At 74.0% G+C, this 13,640-nt stretch carries 8 protein-coding genes; 1 reads left to right on the top strand and 7 read right to left on the bottom strand.

What is annotated here, in order from left to right:
* Window positions 1-120: 120 nt before the first annotated feature.
* The 7 genes from trxA to ACFV4G_RS19015 form a co-directional block, all read right to left on the bottom strand.
* Entirely contained in the window at window positions 121-447 is a 327-nt protein-coding gene (trxA, locus tag ACFV4G_RS19045; protein ID WP_380441731.1) for a thioredoxin, read from the bottom strand.
* A 146-nt stretch (window positions 448-593) separates the two neighbouring features.
* The gene (gene trxB / locus ACFV4G_RS19040) at window positions 594-1,559 is read right to left on the bottom strand and encodes a thioredoxin-disulfide reductase (RefSeq protein WP_380441729.1); all 966 of its coding nucleotides are present in this window, start codon (window positions 1,557-1,559) and stop codon (window positions 594-596) included.
* Between the two features lie 226 nt (window positions 1,560-1,785).
* Window positions 1,786-2,733: an anti-sigma factor family protein gene (locus tag ACFV4G_RS19035; protein ID WP_380441727.1), complete on the bottom strand. Its 948-nt coding sequence runs from the start codon at window positions 2,731-2,733 to the stop codon at window positions 1,786-1,788.
* Entirely contained in the window at window positions 2,730-3,473 is a 744-nt protein-coding gene (gene sigM, locus ACFV4G_RS19030; protein WP_380441725.1) for an RNA polymerase sigma factor SigM, read from the bottom strand. The genes ACFV4G_RS19035 and sigM overlap by 4 nt, the downstream gene beginning before the upstream one ends.
* 33 nt (window positions 3,474-3,506) lie before the next feature.
* Window positions 3,507-5,540, bottom strand: a complete 2,034-nt coding sequence (locus ACFV4G_RS19025) for a serine/threonine protein kinase (protein WP_380441723.1) — start codon at window positions 5,538-5,540, stop codon at window positions 3,507-3,509.
* Window positions 5,541-5,845: 305 nt separating this feature from the next.
* Window positions 5,846-8,287, bottom strand: a complete 2,442-nt coding sequence (murJ, locus tag ACFV4G_RS19020) for a murein biosynthesis integral membrane protein MurJ (protein WP_380441721.1) — start codon at window positions 8,285-8,287, stop codon at window positions 5,846-5,848.
* Window positions 8,288-8,344: 57 nt separating this feature from the next.
* Entirely contained in the window at window positions 8,345-10,843 is a 2,499-nt protein-coding gene (locus ACFV4G_RS19015) for a DUF6049 family protein (RefSeq protein WP_380441719.1), read from the bottom strand.
* Between the two features lie 391 nt (window positions 10,844-11,234).
* Between ACFV4G_RS19015 and ACFV4G_RS19010 the strand changes: the two genes are divergently transcribed.
* Window positions 11,235-12,821, top strand: a complete 1,587-nt coding sequence (locus ACFV4G_RS19010) for a CCA tRNA nucleotidyltransferase (protein WP_380441757.1) — start codon at window positions 11,235-11,237, stop codon at window positions 12,819-12,821.
* Window positions 12,822-13,640: the final 819 nt, after the last annotated feature.

Below are 13,640 nucleotides of genomic sequence, written 5' to 3'. Positions count from 1 at the left end.
CCCCGGCGGGCGGGCGCTCGCCCCCGCGCCCGCCGGCGGCGGGGGGGCGCCCCCCCCCCCCCCCGGGGGGGGGGCCCGGGGGGGGGGGCCCCCCCCCCCCCTCCGCAGGTGGTCGAGGACCTAGATGTACTCGGCCAGCTCGCGCAGCAGCGCGGCCTTCGGACGGGCACCGGTGATGGACTTCACCGGCTCGCCGCCCTTGTACACGATCAGGGTCGGGATCGAGATGACGTTGTACTGGGCGGCCGTCACCTGGTTGGCATCCACGTCGAGCTTGGCGATGGTCAGCTTGTCGCCGTGCTCGGCCGCGATCTCCTCCAGGATCGGGGCGACCTGGCGGCACGGGCCGCACCAGGTGGCCCAGAAGTCGACCAGGACGGGCTTGTCGCTGTCCAGGACGTCGGCCTGGAACGTCGCGTCGGTGACGGTGGTGGTGGCGCCGGCCACGGGGACTCCTCGGGTTCGGACGGTGAGGGCTGCTGCCAGGAGAACAACGGGCGGACCCGTTCTGTTTCTGCCTGGCCGGAGCGGGGGTGTTCCACGTGGAACACCGGGTGGCACCCCCGCGGGGGGATCGGTCGGTGCGGCGGGACTCAGACCGCGACGGCGGCGGCCTTGGCCTCCAGGTCGTCCAGCGCGGCGAGGTAGCGCTCGGCGTCCAGGGCGGCCGAGCAGCCGGTGCCGGCCGCGGTGATGGCCTGGCGGTAGGTGTGGTCGACGACGTCGCCGGCGCCGAACACGCCCGGGATGTTGGTCCGGGTGGAGGGGGCCTCGACCTTGAGGTAGCCCTCGGCGTCGAGGTCCAGCTGGCCCTTGAACAGGTCGGTGCGCGGGTCGTGGCCGATCGCGATGAACAGACCGGTGACGTCCAGCTCGCGGGTCTCGCCGGTGGTGGTGTCGCGCAGGGTCACGCCGCTCAGCTTCGGGTCGCCGTGGATGGCCTCGACCGCGCTGTCCCACTCGAAGCGGATCTTCTCGTCGGCGAAGGCGCGCTCCTGCATCGCCTTGGAGGCGCGCAGGGTGTCCCGCCGGTGGATGATCGTGACGCTGCGGGCGAAGCGGGACAGGAAGGTGGCCTCCTCCAGGGCGGTGTCACCGCCGCCGACGACCGCGATGTCCTGGTCGCGGAAGAAGAAGCCGTCGCAGGTCGCGCACCAGGAGACGCCGCGGCCGGAGAGCTTGTCCTCGTTCGGCAGGTCCAGCTTGCGGTGCTGGGAGCCGGTGGTGACGATCACGGCGCGGGCCCGGTGCACGTTGCCCTCGGAGTCGGTGACGGTCTTGATGTCACCGGTGAGGTCGACCGCGACGATGTCGTCCGGGACCAGCTCGGCGCCGAAGCGCTCGGCCTGGGCGCGCATGTTGTCCATCAGCTCCGGGCCCATGATGCCGTCCCGGAAGCCCGGGAAGTTCTCGACCTCGGTGGTGTTCATCAGCGCACCACCGGCGGTGACGGCACCCTCGAAGACCAGCGGCTTCAGGGAGGCACGGGCCGTGTAGAGCGCGGCGGTGTAGCCGGCCGGGCCGGAACCGATGATGATCACGTTACGGACGTCGCTCACTGCATCTCCTGGTTAGCATCGCGACCCGCGTTTGCTGCGGGGAGGGCGGTCCTGCTCCGCCGCCCGGGACAACGACTGACCAGTGTCTCGCATTCCCAGGCGGATCAGTACCAGGTGCCCGCACTCCGGAAGCGGCGTGGCGGCCCGGGCGTCGATCGCACGGGAACCGGACGGGTTCCGGGAGGGTTCCGGAGGAGTTCCGGAAGCACCACCGGGGCCGGGCCGGTCAATGGGCGGGGACCTCGCGGTGCAGCACGACCGTGCAGGCGGGGGACTGCAGGTAGACGTCGACCTCGCCGGGCTTGCCGGGCACGGAGTAGACCAGGACCTCCACCGGGGACCCGGCGTACGTGCCGTGGTCGGTGGCCAGCGGCGTGCCCGTGGCCGCGTCCGGAGCCTGGCAGGTCCGGCCGGCTCCGGGCGCCGGCTCCGAGGTGAGCGGCTGCCGCCCTTCGGCCGGTGCCGCGGCGGAGGGCTTGGCGACGCCGTTCGGGGGCGAGCCCACGACGGTGCCCGAGCCGGCCAGGAGCTTCTGGACCTGGGCGGCGAGCTGGTCGTCGCGGTACTCGGTGCCCCCGCCCAGGGCGTGTCCGCCCTTGGAGCTGTGCCCGGCGTCGGCGGTGGCCGGCGCGGCGGCCGAGGAGGCCGACTTCTGGGAGCCGGAGTCCGCCGGGTACAGCAGTGCGCCGCCGAGGCCGATCGCGGCGAGCGCGGCGGCGGCACCGAGCAGGAGACCGGCACGCCGCCGCCGGGAGCGGGGACGGCCGGGACCGGTGGCGCCGACGGCCCGCGCGGGTGGCGCTGCGGGCGCCGTGGCGGGTCGGGGCGGCGGGGTCGGGGCGGCGGGTCCGCGCGTGCTCCCGGGGGCCTCGTACGGCCCGTCGGAGGCGTCGCGCCGGGCGGCCTCGTCGGCGAGGGCGGCGTCCAGCCGGGCCGCGACGTCGGCCGGCATCGGCGGGGCCTCGACCCCGCCCAGCAGCGCCCGGACCTCGCCGAGCGCATCAACGGTCTCGCGGCACTCGGCGCAGCCGGCCAGGTGCCGGTGCAGGGCCTCGACGGCGGCGGCGTCCTCGATCAGCTCCTCGGTGAGGTCGGCGAGCTCGTCGACGGAGGGGTGGGACCCGGAGGAGTCGGTGGGGTCGGACGGGTCGGGGGAGGAGAAGGGGACCGTCATCGCGTGCTCGCGTCTCCTTCCAGAATCGTCCGGCCGTTGTCGGGGCCTGTTCCTGTGACGGTGCGGGCGCCACTTGGGTTCCCCGGCGCCTTCTTCGGCGCATTCCCCGGCGCGTTCCGCCGTGGTGGTGCGGCGCCCGGGGCGGACGCCGTTTCACGTGGAACATCGCCTCCGCCGCCCTCGCGGAGGTGGCGGACCAGCGGCAGCAGGCGGGCCCGGCCCCGGGCGCAGCGGCTCTTCACCGTGCCGACCGGCACGCCCAGCAGCTCGGCGGCCTCGGCGACCGGGTAGCCCTGCATGTCGACCAGGACCAGGGCGGCCCGCTGGTCGGCGGGCAGTTCGGCGAGCGCCGCCGTCACCTCGCGGTGCACCTCGGCCCGGACGACGGGGGAGTCGGCGGGCTCGGCGGCGCCGACCAGGGTGTCCAGCCGCTGCGGGTCGTCGTCCAGCGGGCTGGTGCGGCGGGTGGCGCTGCGGCGGGCGCGGTCCAGGCAGGCGTTGACCACGATCCGGTGCAGCCAGGTGGTGACGGCGGAGCGGCCCTGGAAGCCGGGTGCGGCGCGGAAGGCGGAGACCAGGGCGTCCTGGAGCGCGTCGGCCGCCTCCTCCCGGTCGCCCAGCGTGCGCAGGGCGACCGCCCAGAGCCGGTCGCGGTGGCGGTTCACCAGCTGCCCGAAGGCGTCCGGGTCGCCGGCGACGTGCCGCGCGAGCAGCGTCGCGTCGTCGTCCGCCACTGTCACCTGCCCTTGCCGTCGGTGTGCGCGGTCGTCCGGTCAGCCGAAGACCTTGACCTCGTTGACCTGCCCACGGTACCTGCCGCTGTCATTCGGATCCTTGGGCAGACTGGTCAGCCAGATCAAGAGGTAGCGCGTGGTCGTCGGGCTGGTGAGGGTGAAGTCGACGGTGGAGCCGCTCTGCTTGTCCAGCACCGTGTAGGCCTCGGGCTGGGCCGAGGCCGGGTTGGCGGAGGCCTGGGCGTTCGGCACCCGCAGCTCGGCCGTGTGGAGGCCGCCGAACTGGACGTTCACCGAGCTGACCGACTGCGGCGAACCGAGGTCGATGAGCAGGCCGGTGCCGTCCTTGAGCGGGGGTTTGGGGCCGAACGGGTCGACGTAGCTCTTGGTCACCCAGGAGGTGTTCGGGTCGCCGTCGAAGACCTTCGGGAGCAGGTAGGTGGACTCCGGGGAGTCGCCCCTCGGGTTGTACGAGATCGCGTCCTTGACGGGGATCGGGACCGGCGTGTGCGTGGCCGCGTGCGCGCTCGGTGCGGCGGTGCTGACCGACGGCTGCGGGGCGGCGATGGCCGAGCCGTTGTTGCGCAGGTGGTCGACGGCCTGCCAGGAGGCGACGCCGATGGCGCCCAGGGCGACCGTCCAGGCCGTCGCCTTGACCACCCGGCGCAGCCGGCGCCGGGTGCGGCGGACGGCGGACGGACGGGGACGGGCCTGCGGCGGCAGCGGCGGCACGACGGGACCGTCGATGACCCGGGTCGGGTTGGGCGCGGTCGGCAGGGCGTGGGTGTTGTGCCGGGGCGGCGGGGTGAAGACGGGCAGCTCGGGTTCGGGCTGGCGGATGCGGGGCATCAGCGCGATCGCCTTGGCCAGCTCCTCCGGCGTGGTGATCGGCTGGGCGTGGTGCGGCGGGTGGTCGAACAGGGCGCGCGCGGCGAGCTCGGACAGGCCCTTGTGGACGCCGGCCCTGACCTGGTCGGGGGCGGCGTTCTGGAGGCCCTTGGGCAGGCCCTGGAGGTCGTAGCGGTCCTCCGGGTAGGGCCAGCGGTGGGTGAGCGCGGCGAACAGCAGCGCGCCGATGGCACGGGTGTCGGCGCGCTCGGCGTCGTCGGTGTCGCCCTCGGCGGGCAGCCCGCGCAGGGCGGCGTCCACCGCGATGCCGTTGATCCGGTACTGGCCGCTGTCGGTGCGCAGCACGCAGCGGGGGGTGAGCCGCAGGTGGGCCTGGCCGCGCCGGTGGGCGGCGGCGACCGCGTCGGTCACCTGGCGGACCATCTGGTACGCCTCGTGCGGCTCCATCGGGCCGCCGGCGAGCAGCTTGGCGAGGTCGGAGGCGTGCGGCAGCCACTCCCGCACGACGTAGACCAGCTCTCCCTCCTGCACGGCGTCCAGGACCTGGACGAAGCGCGGGTCGCCGAGCAGGGCGGCGGACTTGGCGGCGGCGAGCACCTTGCGGGCGCGCTGGTGGCCGGAGGCCATCAGGTGGACGCCGACGGCCCGGCGCAGCTTCTCGTCGACGGCGCGCCAGCTGCTGAAGGTCTCGGTGTGGGAGATGCACTCCTCCAGCCGGTACCGGTGGCCGATCTTGTCGCCGCTGTGCCGCATCGGGGCGGGGAGGGTGCGGGGGAGGGTGGAGGTGTCGCGCGGGTCGAGGGTGGGCTGCGGGTCGGTGGGTGCGCGGCGGGGGGTGCCGTCGGCCGCCTGCGGGGCCCCGGCCGGTTTCTTCGCCTTGCCGCCGGCGGCGAGTTCGGCGGCGATCTCGTCGACCGAGAGCGGCGCGGTGATCTCCGAAGTCTCCTCACCGAGCGAGGCCGCCTCACCGAGTGAAGTCTCCTCGCCGATCGACGCCTCCTCACCGACCGAGGCGTCCTCGTCGGCCGAGGTGCCGTCGGCGGGAGAGCCGGAGTCGGCGGTGGCCGCCGGGCCGTCCGGGGCGCAGGTGCCGGAGGAGGGGACGTCGTCGCCCGGGGCGGTCTTCGCGCCCGCGAGCTCGTCGATCGCCGCGGCCAGTGCGGCGTCGTCCGCCGCCGCGTCAGCTGCTGACGTGTCGACGACCGCCTTGGTGCCATCAGCCACCGTGGTCCTGCCTCCCCTTGTGTCGCCCCGGCTGAGAGAGTCGCTGGAGCCCGCGGGTTGGCGGCCCTGTGCTCCAGGACAATTGTGCCCACTCTTCTCCACCGGGTACGACCGCTGAGGGGGCCGCTCGGTTGCCTGGAGGTGGAGAGATGTGGTGCAGAACCGACACCGGGCCGCCACCAGCGGGGCCGGGCGGTCCCGGTGCGGGTGGCGGCCCGGTGCCGGGCCGGACCGGCCCGTGAGCCGATCCTCACGGTTGACGCCCGCTCAGGGCGTCGGCTGGTCCGGCCGGTTGGTGCGTCGGGTCAGCGGCCGAGCCGGCCGCGCACCATGCCGAGCATGGCGTTGAGCTCCTCGATCCGGAGCCTTTTCGCGATGAGCACGAACACGGCCAGCTGGAGGCCGCCCGCCACGACGACCGAGGCGACGCTGCCCGGCCAGCCGCCGAGCGCGCGCTGGACCGCCAGGCTGACGCCGAGCCCGACCAGGGCGGCCGGGACGCACGCGGCGGCCAGGCGGCTGTAGGTCCGGCCGATGCTCTTGGTGTCCAGCCCGCCGATCTTCTTCTTCAGCTTCGGCGCCGCGACCGTCACCCCGACGGCGTAGGCGAGGCCGTAGCCGAAGGCCATGCCGGTCACCGTCCACTGCGGCGGCAGGGCGAACCAGCAGACCAGCGAGAAGCCGGCCTGGCAGGCCGCCACCCAGACGGTGTTGGAGAACGGCGTCCGGGTGTCCTCGTAGGCGTAGAAGCCGCGCAGCATGACGTACTGCGCCGAGTACGGGATCAGGCCGAGCGCGAAGGCGGACAGCATCAGGCCGACGTTGGTCGCGTTGTCCAGGGAGGCGGTGCCGCCGCCGACCGCGTAGATCGAGCGGCCGATCGCCGGGCCGAGGGCCAGGAACAGGAACGCGGCCGGGACGACCGCCACCGCGGTGGTGCGCAGCCCGTACGAGAGGTCGTCGCGGACGGCGCCGGCGTCGTCGTCGGCCGCCGCCCGGGAGAGCCGGGGGAGCACCGCGCTCATCATCGAGACGGTGATGACGGCCTGCGGCAGCTGCCAGATCAGCAGCGCGTTGGAGAACGCGGCGAGGCCGACGCCACCGTGGCCGCCGTGCTCGGCGGCACTGCCGGCCGCGGTGGCCAGCTGGGTGATGACGAGGTAGCCGGCCTGGTTGGCGAGGACGAAGAAGAACGTCCACTTGGCGAGGCGGGCGGCCTTGCCGAGGCCGTGGCCGCGCCAGTCGAAGCGCGGACGGAAGTGGAAGTCGGCCGCCCGCAGGTACGGGATCATCGCCAGCGACTGGACGACCAGGCCGATCAGCGTGCCGAGGCCGAGCAGCCGCACGCCCTCGGGGGTGATGTTCTCCGGCGTCACCTGGGTGGAGTTGAAGCCCCCGTAGACCCAGATGTAGGCGGCGAAGGTGAAGATCACCACGATGTTGTTGAGGACCGGGGTCCACATCATCGCGCCGAACCGGCCGCGGGCGTTGAGGATCTGGCCCATCACCACGTGGATGCCCATGAAGAAGATGGTGGGCAGGCAGTACCGGGCCAGTGCGACGGTGGTCTCGGCGCGGGCCGCGTTCTCCATCATCGGGTGCGCGATCAGCTGCACCAGGACGGGCGCCCCGAGCACGGCGAGGAACACCACGCCGCCGAGGCCGACCATCACCAGGGTGAGCAGCCGGCTGGCGTAGGCGGTGCCGCCGTCCTCGTCGTTCTTCATGCTGCGGACCAGCTGCGGCACGAAGACGGCGTTCAGCGCGCCGCCGCCGATCAGGATGTACAGCAGGGTCGGCAGGGTGTTCGCCGCGTTGTAGGAGTCGCCCATGACGGCGATGCCGATCGCGCCCGCGATCACCATCGTGCGCAGGAAGCCGGTGCCGCGGGAGACCAGCGTGCCGGCCGCCATGATCGCGCTGGAGTTCAGCAGGCTCGCGACCTTGCCGCCGCCGGCCGCCGGCGCGGACTCCGCGGGCGGCGCCTGTACGGCGTGCTCCTCGGCGGCGAGGTCCTCCAGCGGCTCGACCGCGGGGGGCAGCGCCACCGCGGCCACCTGCATGGTGGCCTCCTCCTCGGAGAGCGGCGGGTCGAACTCGATCGGGGGCACGAACGGGCGCGGCCCGTCGCCGCGGCCCTCCTGCGCCGGGTACCCGCCCACGGGCGGGAACGGCGCGGGGCCGGACGGCACGGGGGCGACCGGCGGCACGGGGGCGACCGGCGGCACGGGCGCGGGCCGGGGCGCCTGCGGCGGGGCCGCGCCCTCCGCCCGGCCACTGCCGAACAGCGCGTCCACGCCGACGTACTCGGTGGTCTCGGAGTCCCACCGGGAGTGCGCGGGGCCGGGCTCCCACTGCTGCTGCGGCTGCTCCGCGCCACCCCACTGACCGCCGGCCGCCTGGGCCTCGCCGCCGGGCTCCCGCCAGCCGACCGGGGTGTCCCAGCCGGGCTGCACCGGCGGGACCGGCGGTGCGAACGGCGTCGGCGGGACCGGCGCGGGGTAGCCGCCGGCCTGCGGCGGCAGCTGCGGCGGCACGTCGTACGCGGCGGCCTGCGGCTGCGGTGCGGCGGGCCCGGCGGCCCGGAGGCCGTACGGGTCCTGGCCGTCCTGCGGGGCCCGGTACGCGTCGGCGGCGTACGGGTCCTGGGCGTAGGTGTCGGCCACGTACCAGTCGCCGGACGGCGACTCGGCACCCGGCCGGTTCTCACCGCGGCCCGGCGGCCGCTCCTCGCTGCGCCCGGTCATGTCACCTCTTCGCGTTCGTGGGGGAGGCCGGCCCGGTCGGGTGCGGGGTCGGCGGTATCAAGGACCAACCTTCTCATCACTGGAGGTCCGATCCCGGCCATCGGCGCTGCTGCCGCGCGGTGTCTGCGCGGGATCGTCACCGGCGGGGCCGTCCTCGACGGCGTGGTCCCCGGGGCCCCCGTGGTCCGCGTCGCCGGCGTCGTCCGCGTCGTCGGTGTCCTCGGGCTCCCCGCCCGGACCGGCCGTCCCGGCGTCGCCGATCGGCTGGTCGCCGTCCTCGTGCGGCTGCCCGGCCCGCCGCTTGCGCTGGCGGAAGAACCGCAGGGCGGCCAGCAGGAGCAGCAGCACCCCGCCCGCGAAGACGTACAGCACGCCGTTGGTCACCGAGGTGACCTCCACCTGGAAGTTCTGCGCCTGGCCGTACGGGCGCGGGTTGGGCCCGGTGGTGAAGAGCTGGGCGGTCATCTGGACCGGGCCGTTGTTGCGGGCCTGGGCCTGGAACCGCACGGTGACGCCCTGCGCGGCCGGGATGACCAGGTCCTCCTGCGGGGCGACCCACAGCCGGTTCTGCTGGTGCGAGACGAGGTGCAGGCTCAGGTTGGTGACCGTCTGGGTGAGGTCGTTGCGGACGCTGACCTGGAGCTGGCCGGTGTTCCCGGCGAGCGTGACGACCGTCTTCTTGGGCACCTGCACCGCGCCGGTCAGCTCGCCGAGGTACTTCTTCACGCCTTCGCGGTACGCGTCTCCCCCGGGCGCGTCGGAGCGCCACTCGGTGGACAGCGAACGGACCATGGCCGCGCTGAACGGGCCGCGCACGCGCTGCGGCAGGGTGAGCACCTGCATCAGGGTGTCGAGGTCGTACTGGACGCTGTCGGTGTTGCTGAGGTCGGTGGCCGACAGCTCGGTGGCGCGGGCCTTGGCCGGGTAGTCGGCGGCGGCCGGGACGGCGGTGGCGGCGCCGGGGTCGGGCGCGGCCTGCGCCACGGTGTCCAGCTTGACCGGCTCGACCCACTTGCCGCCCGCCGCCGTCTGGAGGGCGCCCGCCAGCACCTTGGCGGTGCTCACGGTCAGGTCGCGCGGCGGCAGGACCAGCAGGCCGCGCTGGTTCTGCGGCTGCTCGTGGGTGATCGCGTAGGTCTCGGCGAGGAAGCGCTGGGTCGCCAGGGTCTGCGCCTGCGGAGTGCTCAGGTCGCCGTCGAACAGGGCGGAGACGGTCTCGTCCGCCACGACGGCGTTCTGCCCGTTGCCGACCGGGCGCACCGCGGTCGGCGTGTGGTTGAGCGCGTCCGGCTCCGGCATGCTCGCGCCGTTCACCAGCAGCAGGTCGCTGCCCGCCTGCTTGGCGACGCCGGCGATCTGCTGGTCCAGGTAGCCCTGGTAGGGCCAGGCGACGTCGGAGCGGGTGTCCACGGACAGCCGGCCCTCGACGGTCAGCCGGCCCGCGGTGGCGGCCTTGTTCAGGGCGGTGCCCATGCCGCCCAGGTCGGCGCCGTTGTGGGCGATCGAGGCGACGTCCGGGTCGGCGTACGGCAGCGCCACGACCTGGTTGCCGGGCTTGGCGACGGCGGCCCGCAGCTTGTCCAGCCAGGCCGTCGCGGCCGCCTGCCCGGTGCCGTTGACGACGTTGTCGTCCTTGGCCGGCTTGCCGTTCTTCTCGGTGCCCGGCTTCTGGACCTTGTACCCCTTGGTCATCGCGAACGCGGTGTCCAGCAGGTCCGGGTCGATCGTCCAGGTCAGGCCGGTCAGCTTCGAGCCGGTGTCCACCAGCTCGTACAGCCGGCCGCCCGGGGCGAACTCGGTCGCCAGGCTGTCGTCGCGCAGCACCGAGAGCGTCTGCTCGCCCTCGGCGACGGTCTGCGCGGCCAGCTCCGGCCCGTGCACCAGCGGCCAGACCGTGGCGACCCTGGTCGGCTGGGCGTCGGCGTTCGAGCTGTACGTCAGGAAGGTGCGGGCGATGCCCAGCGCCCGCTCGTGCTGGTTGTCCGCGGTCGAGCCCCAGGCGTCCACCGCGAGCTCGTAGACGCCGTCGCCGTTCAGCGAGAGGTCGTTGACCGCGACACCGAGGGTGTAGGCCTGGCTCTGGCCGGGGGCGAGCTCGGGCAGCGCGTACTGCGGGCTGTCCAGCTCTATGCCGTCCGCGCCGAGCGGGGCGGTGCGGGCGACCACGTTCTGCAGCTCGCTGCGCCGCTGCAGCGGCTTGCCCAGCGACGGCTTGCGGACGGCCGCGTGGGCGCCCTTGAGGACCGACTTGCCGCCGTTGGTCACGTGCCCGGTGATCGTCACCGTGCCGTTCGGGCTGGCCACCTGCGGGGCCACCGTGTCGATCGTCATGATCACCGGGGACTCGGCCGAGACCGACCCGTCCGTGGCCGGCGCGTTGCCGCCGGCCGGCAGTGCGCCGGCCGGGGCGGCCGCGACCACCGCCAGCGCGGCTCCCAGGGCGGCCGCGAGCCGCCGGGCCGTGCGGCGGCCGGGGCGCCGCCCGTCGGCGGGGTCCCCGGGCCGTCCAGGCCGTCCGTACGCCCCCAGGCCCGAGTGCCGTGCCGGCTCACTCACTCGTTTCGCCCTCGCCGTTCTCGCTCGCTGCTGCTGTCGGTGTTCGCTTGACGCTGTTCGCCGCTCGGTGCCGCGACCGCCGCCGCGGGCCGAGAGGATCAGCCGTGCGAAGCAGCCGGGTGGGACGGCCGTGAAGAGTGCGGCCTCCGGTCGCCCGGCCGGCCGTGGTGGCACGCGGCACCGCAATCCCCTGTCCGGTGCCCGAGAACTCGTTCACCGGCATGGTAACGATGCGGCACCGGGTGCGGTGTTGCGGGTCTTGGGGTGAGACGCCGAAAACGCGCGGGCGGTTGACCTGCGCGGGCACGTACCCTTGTGAGCCGTGTCCACTGCCAATGAGCCCACCGCCCTCACCCATCCTTCCAGCACCGCCACCCAGGCCGTACCAGGCCTGAGCGAGGCCCAGACCCTGGGCCTCCAAGAGCTGCTGCGGGTGTCGCCGGTCGCCGACGAGATCGCCCGCCGCTTCCAGGCGGCCGGGCACCGGCTGGCGCTGGTCGGCGGCTCCGTGCGGGACGCGCTCCTGGGCCGGCTCGGCAACGACCTGGACTTCACCACCGACGCCCGCCCCCAGCAGGTCCTCAAGCTCGTCAAGGGCTGGGCGGACGCGGTCTGGGACGTCGGCATCGCCTTCGGCACGGTCGGCGCCCGCAAGGACACCCCGCAGGGCTCGTTCCTGATCGAGATCACCACCTACCGGTCCGAGGCCTACGACCGCACCTCGCGCAAGCCCGAGGTCACCTACGGCGACACCATCGAGCAGGACCTGGTCCGCCGCGACTTCACCGTCAACGCGATGGCCGTCGACCTGCCCGGGCGCGGCTTCGTCGACCCGCACCACGGCCTGGACGACCTGGAGGCCCGGGTGCTGCGCACCCCCGCCACCCCCGAGGAGTCCTTCTCCGACGACCCGCTGCGGATGATGCGCGCCGCCCGCTTCGCCGCCCAGCTGGACTTCGACCCGGCCCCCGAGGTCGTCGCCGCGATGACGGCGATGGCCGAGCGGATCACCATCGTCTCGGCCGAGCGGGTCCAGGCCGAGCTCAACAAGCTGCTGCTGGCCGCCCACCCGGTGAAGGGCCTGCGCCTGCTGGTCGACACCGGCCTGGCCGGGCACGTCCTGCCCGAGCTGCCCGCGCTGCGCCTGGAGCGCGACGAGCACCACCGGCACAAGGACGTCTACGAGCACTCGCTGACCGTCCTGGAGCAGGCCGTCGACCTGGAGCAGGACGGCCCCGACCTGACCCTGCGGCTGGCCGCGCTGCTGCACGACATCGGCAAGCCGCGCACCCGCCGCTTCGAGTCGGACGGCCGGGTCTCCTTCCACCACCACGAGGTGGTCGGCGCCAAGATGACCCGCAAGCGGATGCGCGATCTCAAGTACTCCAAGGAGCTCACCGAGGACGTCTCGCGCCTGGTCGAGCTGCACCTGCGCTTCCACGGCTACGGCGGCGGCGAGTGGACCGACTCCGCGGTGCGCCGCTACGTCGCCGACGCCGGGCCGCTGCTGGAGCGCCTGCACAAGCTGACCCGCTCCGACTGCACCACCCGCAACCGCAAGAAGGCGGCGACGCTGTCGCGCACCTACGACGGCCTGGAGCAGCGGATCGGCGAGCTGAAGGCCCGGGAGGAGCTGGACGCCATCCGCCCGGCGCTCGACGGCAACCAGATCATGGAGCTGCTCGGCCTGCGGCCGGGCCCGCAGGTCGGCAAGGCTTACCAGCACATGCTCGAACTGCGGCTGGAGCACGGCCCGATGGAGCACGACGAGGCGGTGGCCGCCCTCCGCGCGTGCCCGGTCAGGTGTGGATCGACTGCAGGCACAGGACGTAGCTCAGCGCCGGCATCCCGGTGCTCGTGCGGACGTAGTTGCTGTCGGACTTCGGCTGGGCCGCGCAGACCTTCTCGTCCGAGGTCGCCAGGTACTTCCAGAGCACCTTGTACTGGGCGCGCTGGTCGGTGCACGGCAGCATGGTGATCCGGGGGGTCGGATCGTACGTCGCCCCGGTGCCGTTCTCGTTGCGCAGGCAGTCGCCGGCCTTGGCGGAGTCGATGCTCGCCGGTGCCGGGACCGGGGCCTGCGGCTTGCCGGAGGTGTCCGGCGGCAGCGAGAAGGTCGGCGCGGGGATCGGCGGCATGCTGAAGCTCGGCATCGGCGGCACCGACACGGTGGGCATGACGATCGGGTGGGGCACGTACGGGTCGTTCTTGGGGGCGAACGCGCCCGCGGCGATCAGCGCGATCACCGTGATGATCCAGCCGACCGGGAGCAGCAGCATGAACACGTGCGGGCGCTTGGACAGCGGGACGCCCGGGTCGAGCTGCGGACCGTGGGTGCCGGGGGCGGGCGGCGGCAGCTGCTTGAGCTTGTTGTGCGGGCCCAGGTTCAGCAGCAGCGTGATGATCGTCATCGGCGCGCCGAGGTAGCTCCACCAGCCCTGGACCAGGGTCTTCGCGGACATGTCGCGCACGGTGGCATCGCCGCAGACGCGGCAGAACGGCCCCCGCAGCTTCAGGAACCGCATGATCACGATGATGCCCTGGTGGCCGCGGACGGTGGCCTCCACGGCGGGGAAGCCGCCGCAGAAGCGGCAGACCGGGCCCTGCGGGACGGCGCCGCCCGGGTAGCCGTAGCCGTACGCCGACGGGTCGGGCGTGGGCGCGGCGGGCGGGTAGCCGTAGTTCATCGGCGGCGGGGGCGGGACGGGCTGGCCGTACGGGTTGCCGCCGGCGTACGGGTTGGCGTCGTTCGGCGGCGGGGCGCCGTAGGGCATCTGGGGAGGCGGAACGGACAAGG

The sequence above is a fragment of the Kitasatospora sp. NPDC059747 genome, from assembly GCF_042732955.1.
Classification (GTDB): Bacteria; Actinomycetota; Actinomycetes; order Streptomycetales; family Streptomycetaceae; genus Kitasatospora.
The sequence above is the reverse complement of the archived record's forward strand: the minus strand, read 5'-3'. Positions and strand labels throughout refer to the sequence as shown.

Bases quoted from the DNA above. Each gene is read 5' to 3' on its own strand.
- murJ (WP_380441721.1), bottom strand. From the start codon at position 8,287: ATGACCGGGCGCAGCGAGGAGCGGCCGCCGGGCCGCGGTGAGAACCGG.
- ACFV4G_RS19035 (WP_380441727.1), bottom strand. From the start codon at position 2,733: ATGACGGTCCCCTTCTCCTCCCCCGACCCGTCCGACCCCACCGACTCC.